This is a genomic window from Pseudomonas sp. QD4 (assembly GCF_049199125.1).
Taxonomy (GTDB): Bacteria; Pseudomonadota; Gammaproteobacteria; order Pseudomonadales; family Pseudomonadaceae; genus Aquipseudomonas.
This window is the reverse complement of sequence record NZ_JBLZOM010000002.1, coordinates 765,044-780,199: the sequence shown is the minus strand read 5'-3', so window position 1 is coordinate 780,199 and position 15,156 is coordinate 765,044. Positions and strand designations below refer to the sequence as shown.

Below are 15,156 nucleotides of genomic sequence, written 5' to 3'. Positions count from 1 at the left end.
CGCTCAAGGCGGCGCCCCCGGTTACTTGAGGTTGCCGCTGAGGAACTGCTGCAAGCGCTCGCTTTTCGGATTGCCCAGCACGTCTTCCGGGGTGCCTTCTTCTTCCACCAGGCCCTTGTGCAGAAACAGCACCTGGCTCGAAACCTTGCGCGCAAAGCTCATTTCGTGGGTGACCATGATCATGGTCCGGCCTTCTTCGGCCAGGCCCTGGATCACTTTCAGCACTTCGCCCACCAGCTCCGGGTCCAGGGCCGAGGTCGGTTCGTCGAACAGCATCACCTCCGGTTCCATGGCCAGGGCGCGTGCGATGGCCACCCGCTGCTGTTGGCCGCCCGAGAGAAACGCCGGGTACTGATCGGCCACCCGCGCCGGCAGCCCGACCTTGTCCAGGTAGCGCCGGGCGCGGTCTTCGGCGTCCTTTTTACTCACCCCCAGCACCCGGCGCGGGGCCATGGTGATGTTTTCCAGCACGGTCATGTGGCTCCACAGGTTGAAGTGCTGGAACACCATGGCCAGCCGGGTGCGGATCCGTTGCAGCTCGTCATCGTCGGCCACGCGCATGCCGTGGCGGTCGCTGACCATGCGGATCGGCTGGCCGTCCAGGCTCATGGCGCCGTCGTCGGGGGTCTCCAGAAAGTTGATGCAGCGCAGGAAGGTACTTTTGCCCGAGCCGCTGGCACCGATCAGGCTGATCACGTCGCCGGTCCTGGCCTTGAGCGAAACGCCTTTGAGCACTTCGTTGTCGCCGTAGCACTTGTGCAGGCCTTCGATGGTTAGTTTGTACATGGAGCGAACATCCTCAAGGCGAAAGTAGGTAGCCGCTGCGATAGGCTTCGCGGCCGGCGACATGGGCGATGACCATGCCGGCGGTGGCCATGCGCCGCAGCGAACGGGCATACAGCAGCCCGGCGTGGCGACAATGAATCGGGGTCACCCGGTCGTGGATCGGGTCGATGACTTGCGCCACCAGTTGCCCGGCTTCCAGGTACTCCCCCGGCAAGGCGGTGAACACCAGCAGGCCGCCGACCGGGGTCGTCACCGGCTCAACGCCCGCCAGGGGCGTGGCCGGGTAGGGCAGCTCGGGCAAGGGCGGCGCCTCGCCGGCAATGGCGCCGTGGTGGGTCAGGTAATCCAGCAGGGCCTGGCAGTCGAGGCTGGCCAGGCCGTGGTTGACGTCGCCCTGGCCGCGCAGTTCCAGGGTCACGGAAAAGCTGCCCTGGGGGATCGCGAAACGTTCGCCGAAGCGCTGCTGCAACTGCCACCAGAGCAGGGTGAAGCATTCGTCGAACGACTGTCCGCCAGAGTCGGTGGCCAGCAGGCTGGCCTCGGCACCGATGTAGCGCGCCAGGGGCTCGACCTGCTCCCAGGCTTCGGGGGTGGTGTAGAGGTGGGCCACGGCTTCGAAGTCGCAGTGCAGGTCGAGCACCATATCGGCGTCGCAGGCCAGGCGTTGCAGGGTCAGGCGCTGGGATTGCAGTTGGGTGGTCGCGCTGTGCAGGTCCAGGGCCTGGCGCAGGCTGGCGCGGATCAGTTCCAGGTTGAGTTGCGGGTCGTCACCCAACTGGCCTTCGAGGGCGTTGCCCACCTGTTCGCCAAGGTCGACGAACCAGCGGTTGAAGTTCTGCCCGCTTTCCAGCTCGTAGCGCCCCAGGGGTACGTCCATCAGCACCTGCTCCAGGCCCACTGGGTTGGCCACCGGCACCAGGACGATTTCACTGAGCAGTTGGCCGGCGGCTTCGAGCTCCGCCAGGCGCAGTTTCAGGTGCCAGGCCACCAGCATGCCGGGCATTTCATCGGCGTGCAGGGACGCCTGGATATAGATTTTGCCGGCGGCGTGCTGCGGCCCGAAGTGGAAGCTGTGGATCTGCCGCGCAGTGCCGGGCAGCGGGGCGAGCAAGTCGTGGATCTGGTGGCGCATGTGCAAGTCCTAGTGGGTCGGCCCGAGGAAGGCCAGCCAGCGACGTTCGGCCAGGCGGAACAGGCCGACCAGGGCGAAGGTCACGCAGAGGTAGATCACCGCGGCAATCCCGAACGACTGGAAGGTCAGGAAGGTGGCCGAGTTGGCATCGCGCGCGACTTTCAACACATCCGGGATGGTCGCGGTGAAGGCCACGGTGGTGGAGTGCAGCATCAGGATCACTTCGTTGCTGTAGTAGGGCAGCGAGCGGCGCAGAGCCGAGGGCATGATCACGTAGGCATACAGCTTCCAGCCGCTGAGGCCATAGGCCTTGGCCGCCTCGACTTCGCCATGGGCCATGCTGCGGATCGCCCCGGCGAAGATCTCCGTGGTGTAGGCGCAGGTGTTGAGGGCGAAGGCGAGGATGGTGCAGTTCATGGCATCGCGAAAGAACGCGTCCAGCACCGGCTGCGCGCGGATCGCGGCAATGCTGTAGATCCCGGTGTAGCAGATCAGCAGCTGGATATAGAGCGGGGTGCCGCGAAACAGGTAGGTGTAGAACTGCACCGGCCAGCGGATGTAACGCTTGGGCGAGACCCGGGCGATGGACAGCGGGATCGACACCAGAAAGCCGATGCAGATCGAGGCGCTGAGCAGCCACATGGTCATGGCCAGCCCGGTGATGTTGTAGCCGTCGCTGTAGAGGAACGGCCGCCAGTATTCCTGCAGGAGCTCGATCATCGTACGGCCTCCCGGGAACCGGCGGCGTAGCGGCGTTCGAGCCAGCGCAGGACGACGTTCGAGGCGCTGGTGATCAACAGGTAGATCAGCGCCGCGATGACCAGGAAGTAGAACAGCTGGTAGGTGCTCTTGCCCGCATCCTGGGCAGCCTTGACCAGGTCGGCCAGGCCGATGATCGAGACCAGGGCGGTGGCCTTGAGCATCACCATCCAGTTATTGCCGATGCCCGGCAGGGCGAAACGCATCATTTGCGGAAACACCACGAAGCGAAAGCGCTGGCCGCGCTTGAGGCCATAGGCGGTGGCGGCTTCGACCTGGCCCCGGGGCACGGCGAGGATTGCGCCGCGAAAGGTTTCGGTGAAGTAGGCGCCATAGATAAAGCCCAGGGTGATGACCCCGGCGCTGAATGGGTTGATTTCGATGTATTCCCATTCCATCAAGTCGGTGAAGGAGGTCAGCCAGGTTTGCAGGCTGTAGAAAATCAGCAGCATCAGCACCAGGTCCGGCACCCCGCGAATCAGCGTGGTGTAGAGCTGGGCCGGGACCCGCAGCAGGGCCAGGCTGGAAAGTTTGGCGCTGGCGCCGATCAGGCCGAGTAGTACGGCGACCAACAGCGACAACACGGACAGCTTGATCGTCATCCAGGTGCCTTCCAGCAGCAGGGGGCCGAAACCCTTCAGGCTGAAGGCGGAAAGCCCTAGGGTTTGCAAGAGTTCTTCGAACATAAATCAGGGACCTGTGGCGATAAAAAAGCGCCCATCGAAGATGGGCGCCAGAGCATTACTTACCGCTGTAGAGATTCAGGTCGCCGAAGTGCTTTTTCTGGATGGTGGCGTAGGTGCCATCATCGTGTAACGCTTTGATACCTTTATCGAGGAGGGCCTTGAGGTCTTTGTTACCTTTCGAGATGCCGACGGCGGTCTTGGCTGGCAGCAATGGGCTGTCCACCGGCTTGCTGACTTCGTAATCCGCGCCTTGTGGCGACTTGAGGAAGCCCAGTTCGGCTTGCAGCATGTCCTGGATCGACGCATCGAGACGCCCGGAGATCAGGTCGGCGTAGACCTGGTCCTGGTTCTGGTAGGCCTGGGTCTTGACCCCAGCCTTGTCCAGCACGGCCTTGGCGTAGGCTTCCTGGATGGTGCCCTGCTCGTAGCCGACGGTCTTGCCCTTGAGGGACGCGAGGTCTTCGCTCAGGCCTGCGCCTTTTTTGAACACGAAGGAGGTCGGGCCGGAGAACAGTTCATTGGAGAAATCGATGACCTTTTCACGGGCCGGAGTGACGGTCATGGAAGAGATCACACCGTCGAATTTGTTGGCTTTGAGGCCAGGGATCATGCCGTCGAAGTCACTTTCTACCCATTTGCACTTGACCTTGAGCTCGGCGCAGATCGCATTCCCCAGATCGATATCGAAGCCCACCAGGCTGCCGTCGGCGGCTTTGGATTCAAAAGGTGCATAGGAGGGGTCGACGCCAAAACGCAGTTCCTTGTATTCCTTGGCCAGCGCGGAACCGGCGGCCATGCAGAGAGCCAGTGCAGAAAGGGTCAGCAATGCTTTTTTCATTATTCAATCCCTAAAAACCAATATGAGCGCTTGTGGCGCATGGGTACTGTTACTGGAATGCAGCAGACTCAATGAAAGTAGCAATTTCCGAACCAGAGTCCCGAACAAGTGTTTTAAAAGGTGGCACGAGTGTTTGGCCGCTGCGACCCATGCGCCGAAACAGGGCGCGCGCCAGGCGCCGCATCAATAAGGTGCAAGGCGGGCTGACAGGGGTTCAGCCCAATAGATCCTGGAGGGTGGCGAGGCTGTCGGCGTCCTCGACGCGCTTGTCCTGGCGCCAGCGCAGCATGCGCGGGAAGCGCACGGCAATTCCGCTTTTATGCCGCTTGGACAGGGCGATGCCCTCGAATCCCAGCTCGAACACCAGGCTTGGGGTAACACTGCTCACCGGGCCGAACTTCTCGACTGTGGTCTTGCGCACGATGCTGTCGACTTTGCGCATCTCTTCATCGGTCAGCCCGGAATAGGCCTTGGCGAACGGCACCAGGTTGCGCTCGCTGGCGCCGGGCGGGCCATCCCACACGGCAAAGGTGTAATCACTGTAGAGACTGGCGCGCCGGCCATGGCCGCGCTGGGCATAAATCAGCACCGCATCGACGCTGAACGGCTCGACCTTCCACTTCCACCACACGCCCATGTCCTTGGTCCGGCCAACCCCATAGAGCGCGTCGCGGGCCTTGAGCATCATGCCTTCGACCCCCAGGCTGCGGGATGCTTCGCGCTGGCGCGCCAGGTCGAACCAGTCCCGGCCCTGCAAAACCTCGGAGGACAACAGCAGCGGGCTGGCGCACTCCTTGATCACCTGCTCGAGTTGGCTGCGGCGCTGCGCCTGGGGCTGGTTGCGCCAGTCCTGGCCCTGCCATTCCAGCAGGTCGTAGGCCAGTAGCACCACCGGGGCGTCGGCGAGGACCTTCTTGCTCACATTGCGTCGACCAATGCGCTGTTGCAGCAGGGCAAAGGGCTGCACTGACGGGGCCGGCACCGCGCCGGGCGCGGCGTCATCCGGCGCGGGTGCTTTCCAGACCAGGATCTCGCCGTCGATGACTGTGCCATCCGGCAGGCGCTGGCCCAGAATCAGCAGTTCGGGAAAACGTTCGGTGACCAGCTCTTCGCCCCGGGACCAGATCCACAGCCGGCCCTCGCGCTTGACCAGTTGCGCGCGGATGCCGTCCCACTTCCATTCCACTTGCCAGTTGCTGACCGGGCCCAGCAAGGCTTCGAAGTTTTCCACCGGCTGGGCCAGGGCGTGGGCCAGGAAAAACGGGTAAGGCTGGCCACCGCGTTGTGCGTGCTCATCGGCCGACTCGGGGGCGATCAGCTTGAGGTAGCTGGCGGCGTCGGGGCGGTGCGACAAATCGGTGTAGCCCACCAGGCGCTGCGCCACCCGTTTGCTGTCGAGTCCGGCCATGGCCGCCAGGGCCCGGGTCACCAGCAGTTTGGAGACGCCGACGCGGAAGCTGCCGGTGATCAACTTGATGCACAGCATCAGGCTTTGTCGGTCCAGTTGCGCCCAGAGTCGGGGCAGTTGGGCGGCCAGGGTCTCGGCCGGTGCGCCACGCAGGGGCAGGAGTTTGTCCTCGATCCACAGGGCCAGGCCTTCGTTCGAGCCCTGGGGAGATTCGGGCAGCACCAGGGAGATGGTTTCCGCGAGGTCGCCGACGGCCTGGTAGCTCTCTTCGAACAGCCAGGGCTCAAGCCCGGACAGGGCCACGGCCAGCTCGCGCAGGGTGCGGGTGGGTACCAGTTGCCGGGGCCGGCCGCCGGAAAGAAAGTACACCGCCCAGGCCGCATCTTCCGGCGCCGCCTGGGCGAAGTAGGCCTGCATGGCGGCCAGTTTGGCGTTGCTCGAGGTGGTGGCGTCCAGGTCGGCATAGAGGCTGGCAAAGGCTTTCATGGCGCGCCCTCGGTGGCGGGTTCCGGGGTGGCGTTGTCGTCTTCGTCATCGCCGTATTCGGTGCTGAAGCCCTGGGCGTCCAGGCCCTGTTCGCACAGGTAACGCACCAGCACCGCGACCGAGCCGTGGGTCACCAGCACCCGTTGGGCGCCGGTCTGTTGGATGGCCCAGAGCAGCCCGGGCCAGTCGGCATGGTCAGACAGCACGAAACCGCGATCGACGCCGCGCCGCCGGCGGGTGCCACGCAAGCGCATCCAGCCGCTGGCAAAGGCATCGCTGTAATCGCCAAAGCGGCGCATCCAGCTGCTGCCGCCGGCCGAGGGCGGCGCCAGTACCAGTGCCTGGCGCATCAACGGGTCGTTCTTGTCGACATCGCCGGCGTACAGCGTCGGTGGCAGGTGGATGCCACCTGCGCGATACACCTGGTTCAGTGGTTCCACCGCGCCGTGGACCAGGATCGGCCCGAGGCTGGCATCGATGCCGTGGAGAATGCGCTGGGCTTTGCCGAACGAATAACAGAACAACACGCTGGCTTTGCCCGCGCCGATGTTGCCCTGCCACCACTGATTGATCTCGGCAAAGATCTCGGCCTGTGGCTGCCAGCGATAAATCGGCAGGCCAAAGGTCGACTCGGTAATAAAGGTATGGCACCGCACCGGCTCGAACGGCGCGCAGGTGCCATCGGGCTCGACCTTGTAGTCACCGGAGGCGACCCAGACTTCACCTTGGTATTCCAGGCGCACCTGGGCCGAGCCCAGCACATGCCCGGCGGGGTGAAAACTCAAGGTCACGCCGTGATGCAGCAGGCGTTCGCCGTACTCGAGGGTTTGCAGGTTGATGGCCGGGCCCAGGCGCGAGCGCAGAATGCCTTCACCCGGGGTTGCCGCCAGGTAATGCTGATTGCCGCCGCGGGCATGGTCGCCATGGGCGTGGGTAATCACGGCGCGCTCGACCGGGCGCCAGGGGTCGATATAGAAATCCCCGGCCGTGCAGTACAAACCTTCAGGGCGCGCAATCACAAGGTCCATGGAAAGTGCCAGGAGCAGTGGGCTTGCTAAGTAGGAGGCGGGCGGCGCGGGAGAAGTTCGATCGGGTGTGGGGTGAAGGCGCGGCTCAAGGCCGGACGCCCGCCCGGCGCTGGAGTGCCGGACGGGCGGGGCGGCTTACTTGCCGGGGACCAGGGTCAGGCGGGTCTTGCCGTAGCTGCGCTCGAAGTTCTGCGGTTGCAGCGGCAGGCTCAGGTACTGGCCCTTGAGCCACGGGTCGATGGCGTTGGCGTAGTTCGGGCTGGCCGGGTTGCCGGACTGGCCACTGCTATTGACGCCCATCAGCGGCTCGCTCTGGCCGAAGTCGACGATAAAGCGCAGTGCGGGCGTGTCGGTGACCGCGAAGTCCTGGCCCCAGCGGTAGGCGCCGCCGTTCAGGGTGCTGTGGTCGCCGCCCATTTGCAGCGGGCCACGAATGGTTTGGCCACTGCCGTTGGTCCAGCTGTAGCTGTGCAACTTGCCCCACTGCCAGGCCTTGCGGTCGGCGCCGAGCTGGGTTTCGCCGGCGCTGATGGCAGCGGCCAGGCTGCGGGCGAGGATCGCCGGTTTGTCTTCCTTTTGCGCGGTGCGCGAGTCATCCCAGAACGGGCTGTCTTCTTCGCCGAGCAGGTGCGCGGCCTGGGCCGAGTAGGACAATGTGCCGTTGGCGACAAAGGCTTTCCAGGTGCCGCTGGTGGATGGGCCGAGCTTGTCGAGGAAGATCTGTTTGGCGCTTTCCTGGAGGAACAGCTCGTAGATCGCCGCATCCGCCGAGCCGGCGCTGAGCTTGCCATCAAACGCCAGCAAGCGGCTGTAGGCCTCGCGCGCTTTGCTGCGGTCGGCTTCAGGCAGGGCGTCGATGGCTTTTTTCAGCGGCTGGGACATGCCCGGCGCTTCGAACATTTTCTTCAGCTTGGCGGCAAAGGTGGTGCCCTGGTCGTATTGCAGGGCGATCAGGCTGCGGCTGTCCTGCTTGCCACTCGAGGCCAGTTGCGCCATGCGCTCGCCGCGCTCCGGGGCGTGCCAGGAGTTGGACAGCTGCATGCCGTAGCCCTGGGTGATGATTCGCTGGTTGGCGGTGCCGAGCCAGCCCTGGGCCGGGTCCTGGTCGTAGGGGTGGAGCATTGGATCGGCGTAACCGTCCCAGTCGTAGCGCCCGTCCCAGCCTGGCGAAGGCAGCAGGCCCTGGCCTTCACGGCGGTTGGGGAAGCGCCCGGTCACTTGCCAGCCGATATTGCTGGCATCGGCGAACACCATGTTCAGCGCGATGGCACGGATCTCGCGGCTGGCATCCGAGGCCTTTTCGACGTTTTGCGCCCGGGACAGGTCGAAGAACGCGTCCAGGCTCTTGTCGTCCTTGAGGTCCGGCATTTGCAGGGCCAAACCGTAGCCGCTGCCGAGGGCTGTGCCCTGGCCGCTGTTGAGCAGAGGCCCGTGGCGGGTTTCGTACACGGCTTCGCGAATCGGCCGTTGGCCTTTGACGAAAAAGGTCTCGTTACGCACGCCGGCCGGCTGCCATTTGCCGCCCGCCAGGTAGTACAGGGCGTTGCCCTGGAACTTGAGTTTTTCCAAGAACAGGTCCTGGTTGTCGCCGTTGACTGCGCTCAGGCTCCAGGCCACCTTGCCGTTGAAGCCCTGGATAATCGCCGGCAGGCCGGCAATCGAAGCGCCAGCAGCCTGGTACTTCGGCGCGCGGATCTGCACGTAGTTCCAGGCCTGCATGTGGCTGTCGGCGGCCAGCAGGCTGCGGCCACTGCGGCTGCGCTGCGGGGCGATGGCCAGGTTGCTGGCGCTGGTGATGCCCAGCGGGTTGAGCGCACTCAGACGCTCGGCGGCCCCGCTGACTTGCGCCAGGCCCGGCACATTGAGGGCGATGCCCTTGAGTTTTTCTGCCTCGGCAAAGGGCAGCGGCTCGTCCGGGTAGCTTGGGGTCAGCCAGGCCAGCTTGTCGGCGCCGACTTTCTGCGCCAGTACCAGGGCGTTGATTTCTTCCTGCAGGTTGGCCGACTGGCCGAAATTCAGCAGGCAAAAGATCAGCGCCGAGTCTTCGGGTTTCCAGTACTCAGGCTTGTAGCCGGTGGCCGCCAGGTCCGGCGGCAGCTTGTCGCGGTAGCGGAACAGGTAGGCGTTGACGCCGCGGGCATAGACCTCGAAGAAGCGTTTGATGCGCGGCGAGGAGGCCTTGTACAGCTCGTCGGCGCTCTTTTTCAGGTTGACGCTGCGCATCAGGCGGTCGACGTCCAGCACCTCGGCACCGGACATTTCTGCCAGGCGACCCTGAGCCAGCAGGCGCAGGGTCACCATCTGATTGATGCGGTCGCTGGCGTGCACGTACCCCAGGGTGAACAGCGCATCGTGGAAGCTGTTGCTCTCGATCAGCGGCATGCCCATGGCATTGCGCCGCACCGAAACGTTCTGCGCCAGGCCCTTGAGCGGCTGCACGCCGGAGGAGGGGGGCACGGTGTCCTGGGTGTTCCATGACTGGCAACCGGCCAGGCTGAGAACGCCGGCCACTGCCGCGGCAACGCCGAACCGGGGAAGAAAATGTGTGAGGGCTGGCGAGGCCATGGCAAAGCTCCTGCGGGGGTAGCGTCAATAAAGGCGCTACGTTAGTGAGCAGGCGAGTGCCGCGCAAGCCGGGGCAGCGGGTATTTGTGCTTTGCCGGGCAAATAGCGATCGAAGGCAGGCCGCGTCCGGGTTCAGGGGGACGCGGCCAGCCGGCGATGGGTCAATGCGCCGGGGTATCAGCTCGGGTTGACCCGCTGCACGATGGCATAGGCGCGTTCGGTGGCAGGTCGCGCCTGGATGCGGTTGAACCAGCGCTGCACATGGGGGAAGTCTTGCAGATGCTGGCTCTGCTTCTTGTAGGAAACGATCCAGGGAAAGATCGCCATGTCGGCAATGCTGTACTCGCTGCCGGCTACGAAGTCGCGGTCGGCCAGGCGCCGGTCCAGCACCCCATACAGGCGCGCGGTTTCGTCGATGTAGCGCTTGATCGCGTAGGGGACTTTCTCCGGGGCGGCGAGGCTGAAGTGATGGTTCTGGCCCGCCATTGGCCCCAGCCCGCCCATTTGCCAGAACAGCCACTGCAGGGCCTCCTGGCGTCCGCGCAGGTCCTTGGGCAGGAACTGTCCGGTCTTTTCTGCGAGGTACAAAAGAATTGCCCCGGACTCGAACAGCGACAGCGGCGCGCCGCCATCCTCGGGCTGGTGATCGACAATCGCCGGGATCCGGTTGTTGGGGGCGATCTTGAGAAAGTCCGGCTTGAACTGTTCGCCCTGGCCGATATTCACCGGGTGAACCTCATAGGGCAGGCCGGCTTCTTCGAGGAACAGTGAAATCTTGTGGCCGTTGGGGGTGGTCCAGTAATACAGGTCGATCATGGAGCTCTCCAGCTGGGACGGGTCTTCAAATAGGGAAAGCAAACAATGGCATTAGATCGTCCTGTTTGCGCGCGTCGGCTTGCCTGTCATGGGAGGTGATGCTGAAGTGCGCAGAATTCAATAGCCCAACCCGGAGAAAATCAGCATGGAACTCGATGCCAACGCAGCGCTGATTCTGATCGACCAGCAACAGGGAATCCTTCAGCCCAGGCTCGGCCCGCGTAACAATCCCGAGGCCGAGGAGCGCATGGCCGAGCTTCTGGCCAGGTGGCGCCAGGCCGCGCGCCCGGTGATCCACGTGCAGCATCTGTCCCGTTCGCCGGATTCGGTGTTCTGGCCCGAGCAATCGGGGGTGGAGTTCCAGCCGCAGTTTGTGCCGGGGGCCGGCGAGGAGTTGATTCAGAAGCAGGTGCCGGATGCATTCTCTGGCACCGGGCTGGAAGGGCTATTGCGCAAGGCAGGGATCGGGCAATTGGTCATCGTCGGCGTGGCCACCCACAACTCAGTGGAGGCGACGGCGCGTACCGCGGGCAATCTGGGGTTTGCGACCTGGGTGGTCGAGGACGCCTGCTACACCTTCGACAAGGTCGACTTCTTTGGTCGGCTGCGTTCGGCGCATGAGGTGCACGGGATGTCCCTGGGCAACCTGCACGGCGAATATGCCACCGTGATCAATAGCGCCGAGCTTCTATAAAAGCCGGATAGCCGTGACAACCCGGTGCAGGTCGCACCGGGTTGTCATGGTCGCGCATGAGGATCAGTGCATCAAGCGCCGTGGCACTTCTTGAACTTCTTGCTGCTGCCGCACGGGCATGGGTCGTTGCGACCGACATCTTTCAGGGTATTGCGCACCGGTTCCTGGGGCGCATGGTTGCAATGCGGACCGTGTACATGGCCATGGTCGTGATCATGGGCGTGGTGATCATGATCGTGATCGTGGTTGCAGTCAGGGCCATGGACATGGGGTTGCTGGGTCATCGGTGTCACTCCGGAATAAAATCGCCGGGAATTATCTCGCCATTGCGCTTCAGGTGCACGTCATAGCCGATGAATAATCCGGTTTCCAACTCGCCTTCCAGGCGATAGGGGATGGGTTGCCGCGGGTTGCGCAGCAATTTCACCACGTCGCGCACCTGGGGCCAGAGGTTGGTGCGCACCGCCACCCTGAAATAACCGCTGCTTTTGGGGCCCACGGTAAACCAGTGTTCGTGCTCGCCTTCGGCCAGCAGCAGGCGGTCGAGGTGGATCCGGTACGACAGGTGGCGCACCGTGAGGTCGGAGTCGTTGGGGTTGTCGACGCGAAACAGCAGGCGAAAGCGCTGCTCCAGCATATTGGCGCGAATCACTTCGACCTTCACCAGGTGCACCTGGGGATCGACGGTGTCATCGACGAACCAGGACGCGCACCCCGAGAGGCCTAGCACCCAAAGCAGGCTGATTGTCCTTAATACGCGCAGCTCAGAAACCATGCCATTACTCCGTTTGAACTCCCAGTCTAGCAACCGTGGGCGCGGGGTAAGGGTTGGGTCACGGCCAGGGGCTCAAGGGGTGAGGTAGCTGGCGCAGCATTTCTTGTACTTCTGCCCGCTGGCGCAGGGGCAGGCGTCGTTGCGGCCGGCCTTGAACCCGACTGTCGGGTCGATGAAGTACCAGTGGCCGTTGTTCTGCACGAACGAAGAGCGCTCGCGGTGGCTGTGCTCGCCGTTGCTGTCATGCCAGCGCGCGGTGAAGGTGACGAAGGCGTGTTCGGGCTGGCCGCCGAAGACTTCGGAGCTTTCCACCTCCAGCCCGAGCCAGGTGCTTTGAGCACTCCAGTCGCTGATGGCCTGGCGGTCCAGGCCGGCCTGCTGCACCGGCAGGGTGGTGGCCACAATGTAGTCCACCAAGCCTAGAACATAGGCGCTGTAGCGCGAACGCATCAGCGCTTCGGCGCAGGGGGGCGGATGGCCGGCGTGGTAATGGCCGCAGCAGGCATCCAGCAGGGTGCCGCTACCACAAGGACAAATCGACATACTCATTGCGTTACCACCAATACTTTCCGAAGTTTTCCGGGTTGGCCCAGAACCGTGAGTTGAGCCAGTCCGGCACTTGCTTGTATTCAAGCAGATCGTAGGTAAACAGGGTCAGCACCTGCTCTTCACGCTGGAAGCGTTCGCTGGCCTGCAACGCCAGGGAGAAGAAATCCGTCTCCTGCCAGCCGCAGGCCGCCAGGTCGGCCAGCACCGCGATGCGGCTGGCGTTGAGGTTGCGGATCCCGCCGAGCAGGTTCAGCCCATCGCGCTTGGGCAGGTGTTCCAGGCAATCGACCACCACCGCCAGGTCGAAACGGCGTGCCGCCAGTTCCGCCGGCAAGGGGCCGGGCGCGGTTTGGGCAACCTGGCAGTCGGGGTGCGCCAGCTTGAAGGCGGCGAGGGCCGGGAAGTCGCTGGCGCCGATCAGCAGCAGGTGTTGTGGGGCATAGCGGTCCAGCAGCGCCGCCAGGGCTTGCTGGGGCGTGCGCGAAGAAATACCAGCAGTCATCGAAGATCCTCAATCAGAACTGCAGAGACTAGCGCGCCCGAACGCCCGGGCCTAGAGCGCTTGTCTCGAAATAGCCGAAGCCCCCAACAAATACAGGACCCAAACCGCCATGGCCTATTGCTGGCGCAGATTAAAAGCGCGGTCTTTACTCCCTGAATCGGCTCCGGGCCGATCCCCTACGGAGAACACCTTGATGAGCATAGTTCGCACAGCACTACCCTTGGTTCTGCTAACCAGTGTGTTGACTGGTTGCGCAGGTTTGCAGAAAACCGACTGGCCGACCTGTGCCGCCGTCGGGGGCGTCACCGGTGCGGCGCTCGGTGCGACCGAAAGCGCGTCCTGGGCCGGCGGTGGCGCCTTGGTGGTAGGCGGCCTGGCCGGTGCCTATTGCTGGGTCCACGGCGATGGCGACGAAGACGGCGACGGTGTGCCGGACAGCCGCGACAAGTGCCCGCACACGCCTAAAGGCGTGCCGGTCGATGCCAATGGCTGCCCACCGGTTCCGGTGGCGGTGGTCGAAGAGGTCGTAGTGGTCAAGGAAGAAACCATCGTCATCCGCGATGTGCACTTCGAGTTCGACTCGGCCAGGCTGACCGGCGCCGATAAAACCAAGCTCGACACCATCGCCACACGCTTGAAACAGGAAGCCGCGTCGGCGCAACTGCGCGTGACCGGGCACACCGACAGTGTCGGCAGTGATGCCTATAACCAGCGGCTTTCGGATAAACGTGCGCATTCGGTGACCGATTACCTGATCAACGCCGGCGTGCCACGCAGCAGCTTCGTCTCGGTGTCCGGTGCCGGTGAAAGCCAGCCAGTGGCCGACAACAAAACCGCTGAGGGGCGCGCCCTGAACCGGCGGACGGAAATCAAGATCAACCGCTGATCCTTCTATATAAGCAGCCTTGCCCCGGGGTGGCCGTGATTGCGGCTATCCAGGGGCCTCCCCTGTTTGTTGCCCCCTGCAGCGCTTTGCCGCTGGTCCTTGAACCTCTATGTCGAAGAATTTTTCCCAGGCGCTGGCTAATTCCCGGGATTAGTCGTTACTGTGCGCGCAAAGAAAAATTCACATAGGGGGAGCGTATGAAGGTCTTTTGGGGGCTGGGGAAAATCTTGACCCTGGTGTTCTGGCTGGTGGTGCTGATCAACCTGGCCAAGCCGTTGATCAATCCGCTGCATTTATTGGTCAATCTGGCGGGCAGCCTGCTGTTGCTCACCCATTTGCTGGAGCTGGTGCTGTTCAACGGCAGCCTCAAAGGTCGCAGCAACCCTTGGCGGGATCGCCTGCAGATCCTGTTGGTGGGGATTTTTCACCTGCAAGGCATCCCCCATTCGTCCCGCCTGGAGGCTGATCATGCGTAAATTCTGCCTGCTGGCGCTGCTGTGCAGCCCCCTGGCCGTGGCCCAAGTGGTGACGGTGGAAACCAACTCCCTGATGCGCTTGCCCAACACCACTAGCACCCTGCAACTGGAGCGCCTGGAGGTGTCCGACTACGGCACCTTGTTGATCCCGTCCAATGTCACCGAGCTTCAGGTCGGTGAATTGCACCTGGGCCGTGAGGCTCGGATCGCCATTGTCCCTGCCGAACAGGCACTGCAACTGAAGGTGCGGCGTGCCGAACTGGAACCGGGCAGCCAGATCACCTCGCGCGGTGCCCCGGGCACTTATCAAAAACCGGCCAAGGCCGGGCGCAATCTTGCGTTGCGCATCGAATCGCTGAATGGCCCGGAGTTGTCGGTGGATGCCCGTGGCGGTGCCGGGGCTCCGGGTTTTGTCGGCCTGGATGGGGCCAATGGCCAGGAACCGGGCTGCACCTGGGGCCAGGCCGGGCGCGGTGCCGATGGCGACAACGGCGGCGATGGCCGCCCGGGCGCGCCGGGGGCACAGGTTCGGGTGGAACTGCCGCGTGACTATCCGGCCGAGCAGATCAAGGTCGTGGTCGATGGCGGCGCCGGCGGTCTGGCGGGGCCTGCGGGCAAGCCGGGCGCAGGTGGCAAGTCCAAGGGCTGCTACGTCTATCGTGCCGACGGTGGCAAGAGTGGCCGCCCGGGGGCTGAAGGCCAGCCGGGGCCCGCAGGGCCAGCAGGTTCGGTGACGCTCCAGCGGTTGTAAGACAGACGGGCGCCTGTCA

Annotated in this window: 17 protein-coding genes; 4 read left to right on the top strand and 13 right to left on the bottom strand. The window is 63.8% G+C overall.

Going from position 1 to position 15,156, the window contains the following annotated elements; translation table 11 throughout:
* Nucleotides 1–21 precede the first annotated feature (21 nt).
* From ACOZJV_RS14515 to ACOZJV_RS14475, 9 genes are all read right to left on the bottom strand, one after another.
* The gene (locus ACOZJV_RS14515) at nucleotides 22–786 is read right to left on the bottom strand and encodes an ABC transporter ATP-binding protein (RefSeq protein ID WP_078470136.1); all 765 of its coding nucleotides are present in this window, start codon (nucleotides 784–786) and stop codon (nucleotides 22–24) included.
* A gap of 13 nt (nucleotides 787–799) precedes the next feature.
* Nucleotides 800–1,918, bottom strand: coding sequence for a succinylglutamate desuccinylase/aspartoacylase family protein (locus ACOZJV_RS14510; RefSeq protein WP_201129720.1), 1,119 nt, complete (start codon nucleotides 1,916–1,918; stop codon nucleotides 800–802).
* 9 nt (nucleotides 1,919–1,927) lie between these two features.
* Nucleotides 1,928–2,638: an ABC transporter permease gene (locus ACOZJV_RS14505; RefSeq protein WP_020297209.1), complete on the bottom strand. Its 711-nt coding sequence runs from the start codon at nucleotides 2,636–2,638 to the stop codon at nucleotides 1,928–1,930.
* Nucleotides 2,635–3,363: an ABC transporter permease gene (locus ACOZJV_RS14500; protein WP_078470138.1), complete on the bottom strand. Its 729-nt coding sequence runs from the start codon at nucleotides 3,361–3,363 to the stop codon at nucleotides 2,635–2,637. The genes ACOZJV_RS14505 and ACOZJV_RS14500 overlap by 4 nt, the downstream gene beginning before the upstream one ends.
* A gap of 55 nt (nucleotides 3,364–3,418) precedes the next feature.
* On the bottom strand, nucleotides 3,419–4,201 hold the full coding sequence (locus ACOZJV_RS14495) for a transporter substrate-binding domain-containing protein (protein WP_020297207.1): 783 nt from the start codon (nucleotides 4,199–4,201) through the stop codon (nucleotides 3,419–3,421).
* A 214-nt stretch (nucleotides 4,202–4,415) separates the two neighbouring features.
* A complete protein-coding gene (locus tag ACOZJV_RS14490; protein WP_421547922.1) occupies nucleotides 4,416–6,095 on the bottom strand; it encodes an ATP-dependent DNA ligase in 1,680 nt (559 codons plus the stop codon).
* The gene (locus tag ACOZJV_RS14485; RefSeq protein WP_421547921.1) at nucleotides 6,092–7,123 is read right to left on the bottom strand and encodes a ligase-associated DNA damage response exonuclease; all 1,032 of its coding nucleotides are present in this window, start codon (nucleotides 7,121–7,123) and stop codon (nucleotides 6,092–6,094) included. The genes ACOZJV_RS14490 and ACOZJV_RS14485 overlap by 4 nt, the downstream gene beginning before the upstream one ends.
* A gap of 135 nt (nucleotides 7,124–7,258) precedes the next feature.
* Nucleotides 7,259–9,688, bottom strand: coding sequence for a penicillin acylase family protein (locus ACOZJV_RS14480; RefSeq protein WP_421547920.1), 2,430 nt, complete (start codon nucleotides 9,686–9,688; stop codon nucleotides 7,259–7,261).
* 177 nt (nucleotides 9,689–9,865) lie between these two features.
* Nucleotides 9,866–10,504, bottom strand: a complete 639-nt coding sequence (locus ACOZJV_RS14475; RefSeq protein WP_421547919.1) for a glutathione binding-like protein — start codon at nucleotides 10,502–10,504, stop codon at nucleotides 9,866–9,868.
* A 145-nt stretch (nucleotides 10,505–10,649) separates the two neighbouring features.
* Between ACOZJV_RS14475 and ACOZJV_RS14470 the strand changes: the two genes are divergently transcribed.
* Nucleotides 10,650–11,198: a cysteine hydrolase family protein gene (locus ACOZJV_RS14470; RefSeq protein ID WP_078470143.1), complete on the top strand. Its 549-nt coding sequence runs from the start codon at nucleotides 10,650–10,652 to the stop codon at nucleotides 11,196–11,198.
* Between the two features lie 71 nt (nucleotides 11,199–11,269).
* Here the strand turns inward: ACOZJV_RS14470 and ACOZJV_RS14465 are convergent, their stop codons facing one another.
* The 4 genes from ACOZJV_RS14465 to ACOZJV_RS14450 form a co-directional block, all read right to left on the bottom strand.
* Nucleotides 11,270–11,482, bottom strand: coding sequence for an SEC-C metal-binding domain-containing protein (locus ACOZJV_RS14465; protein ID WP_043229401.1), 213 nt, complete (start codon nucleotides 11,480–11,482; stop codon nucleotides 11,270–11,272).
* 5 nt (nucleotides 11,483–11,487) lie between these two features.
* A complete protein-coding gene (locus tag ACOZJV_RS14460; protein ID WP_421547918.1) occupies nucleotides 11,488–11,973 on the bottom strand; it encodes an LEA type 2 family protein in 486 nt (161 codons plus the stop codon).
* Between the two features lie 72 nt (nucleotides 11,974–12,045).
* On the bottom strand, nucleotides 12,046–12,522 hold the full coding sequence (locus tag ACOZJV_RS14455; protein WP_421547917.1) for a YchJ family protein: 477 nt from the start codon (nucleotides 12,520–12,522) through the stop codon (nucleotides 12,046–12,048).
* A 4-nt stretch (nucleotides 12,523–12,526) separates the two neighbouring features.
* Complete coding sequence (locus ACOZJV_RS14450) at nucleotides 12,527–13,024, bottom strand: DUF6231 family protein (RefSeq protein ID WP_201129732.1); 498 nt, start codon at nucleotides 13,022–13,024, stop codon at nucleotides 12,527–12,529.
* Nucleotides 13,025–13,217: 193 nt separating this feature from the next.
* On the opposite strand from ACOZJV_RS14450, the gene ACOZJV_RS14445 reads away from it, so the two are divergent.
* The 3 genes from ACOZJV_RS14445 (at nucleotide 13,218) to ACOZJV_RS14435 (ending at nucleotide 15,137) form a co-directional block, all read left to right on the top strand.
* Nucleotides 13,218–13,910, top strand: a complete 693-nt coding sequence (locus tag ACOZJV_RS14445; protein WP_078470147.1) for an OmpA family protein — start codon at nucleotides 13,218–13,220, stop codon at nucleotides 13,908–13,910.
* Between the two features lie 197 nt (nucleotides 13,911–14,107).
* On the top strand, nucleotides 14,108–14,386 hold the full coding sequence (locus ACOZJV_RS14440) for a DUF1145 domain-containing protein (protein WP_421547916.1): 279 nt from the start codon (nucleotides 14,108–14,110) through the stop codon (nucleotides 14,384–14,386).
* Nucleotides 14,379–15,137 carry a collagen-like protein gene (locus ACOZJV_RS14435; RefSeq protein WP_421547915.1) on the top strand — a complete coding sequence of 253 codons (759 nt, stop codon included), beginning with the start codon at nucleotides 14,379–14,381 and terminating at the stop codon, nucleotides 15,135–15,137. Before ACOZJV_RS14440 ends, ACOZJV_RS14435 begins: the two co-directional genes overlap by 8 nt.
* Nucleotides 15,138–15,156: the final 19 nt, after the last annotated feature.

Bases quoted from the DNA above. Each gene is read 5' to 3' on its own strand.
- ACOZJV_RS14500 (WP_078470138.1), bottom strand. From the start codon at position 3,363: ATGTTCGAAGAACTCTTGCAAACCCTAGGGCTTTCCGCCTTCAGCCTG.
- ACOZJV_RS14440 (WP_421547916.1), top strand. From the start codon at position 14,108: ATGAAGGTCTTTTGGGGGCTGGGGAAAATCTTGACCCTGGTGTTCTGG.
- ACOZJV_RS14465 (WP_043229401.1), bottom strand. From the start codon at position 11,482: ATGACCCAGCAACCCCATGTCCATGGCCCTGACTGCAACCACGATCAC.
- ACOZJV_RS14490 (WP_421547922.1), bottom strand. From the start codon at position 6,095: ATGAAAGCCTTTGCCAGCCTCTATGCCGACCTGGACGCCACCACCTCG.
- ACOZJV_RS14495 (WP_020297207.1), bottom strand. From the start codon at position 4,201: ATGAAAAAAGCATTGCTGACCCTTTCTGCACTGGCTCTCTGCATGGCC.
- ACOZJV_RS14470 (WP_078470143.1), top strand. From the start codon at position 10,650: ATGGAACTCGATGCCAACGCAGCGCTGATTCTGATCGACCAGCAACAG.
- ACOZJV_RS14460 (WP_421547918.1), bottom strand. From the start codon at position 11,973: ATGGTTTCTGAGCTGCGCGTATTAAGGACAATCAGCCTGCTTTGGGTG.
- ACOZJV_RS14505 (WP_020297209.1), bottom strand. From the start codon at position 2,638: ATGATCGAGCTCCTGCAGGAATACTGGCGGCCGTTCCTCTACAGCGAC.
- ACOZJV_RS14510 (WP_201129720.1), bottom strand. From the start codon at position 1,918: ATGCGCCACCAGATCCACGACTTGCTCGCCCCGCTGCCCGGCACTGCG.
- ACOZJV_RS14485 (WP_421547921.1), bottom strand. From the start codon at position 7,123: ATGGACCTTGTGATTGCGCGCCCTGAAGGTTTGTACTGCACGGCCGGG.
- ACOZJV_RS14480 (WP_421547920.1), bottom strand. From the start codon at position 9,688: ATGGCCTCGCCAGCCCTCACACATTTTCTTCCCCGGTTCGGCGTTGCC.
- ACOZJV_RS14515 (WP_078470136.1), bottom strand. From the start codon at position 786: ATGTACAAACTAACCATCGAAGGCCTGCACAAGTGCTACGGCGACAAC.
- ACOZJV_RS14435 (WP_421547915.1), top strand. From the start codon at position 14,379: ATGCGTAAATTCTGCCTGCTGGCGCTGCTGTGCAGCCCCCTGGCCGTG.
- ACOZJV_RS14475 (WP_421547919.1), bottom strand. From the start codon at position 10,504: ATGATCGACCTGTATTACTGGACCACCCCCAACGGCCACAAGATTTCA.
- ACOZJV_RS14445 (WP_078470147.1), top strand. From the start codon at position 13,218: ATGAGCATAGTTCGCACAGCACTACCCTTGGTTCTGCTAACCAGTGTG.
- ACOZJV_RS14450 (WP_201129732.1), bottom strand. From the start codon at position 13,024: ATGACTGCTGGTATTTCTTCGCGCACGCCCCAGCAAGCCCTGGCGGCG.
- ACOZJV_RS14455 (WP_421547917.1), bottom strand. From the start codon at position 12,522: ATGAGTATGTCGATTTGTCCTTGTGGTAGCGGCACCCTGCTGGATGCC.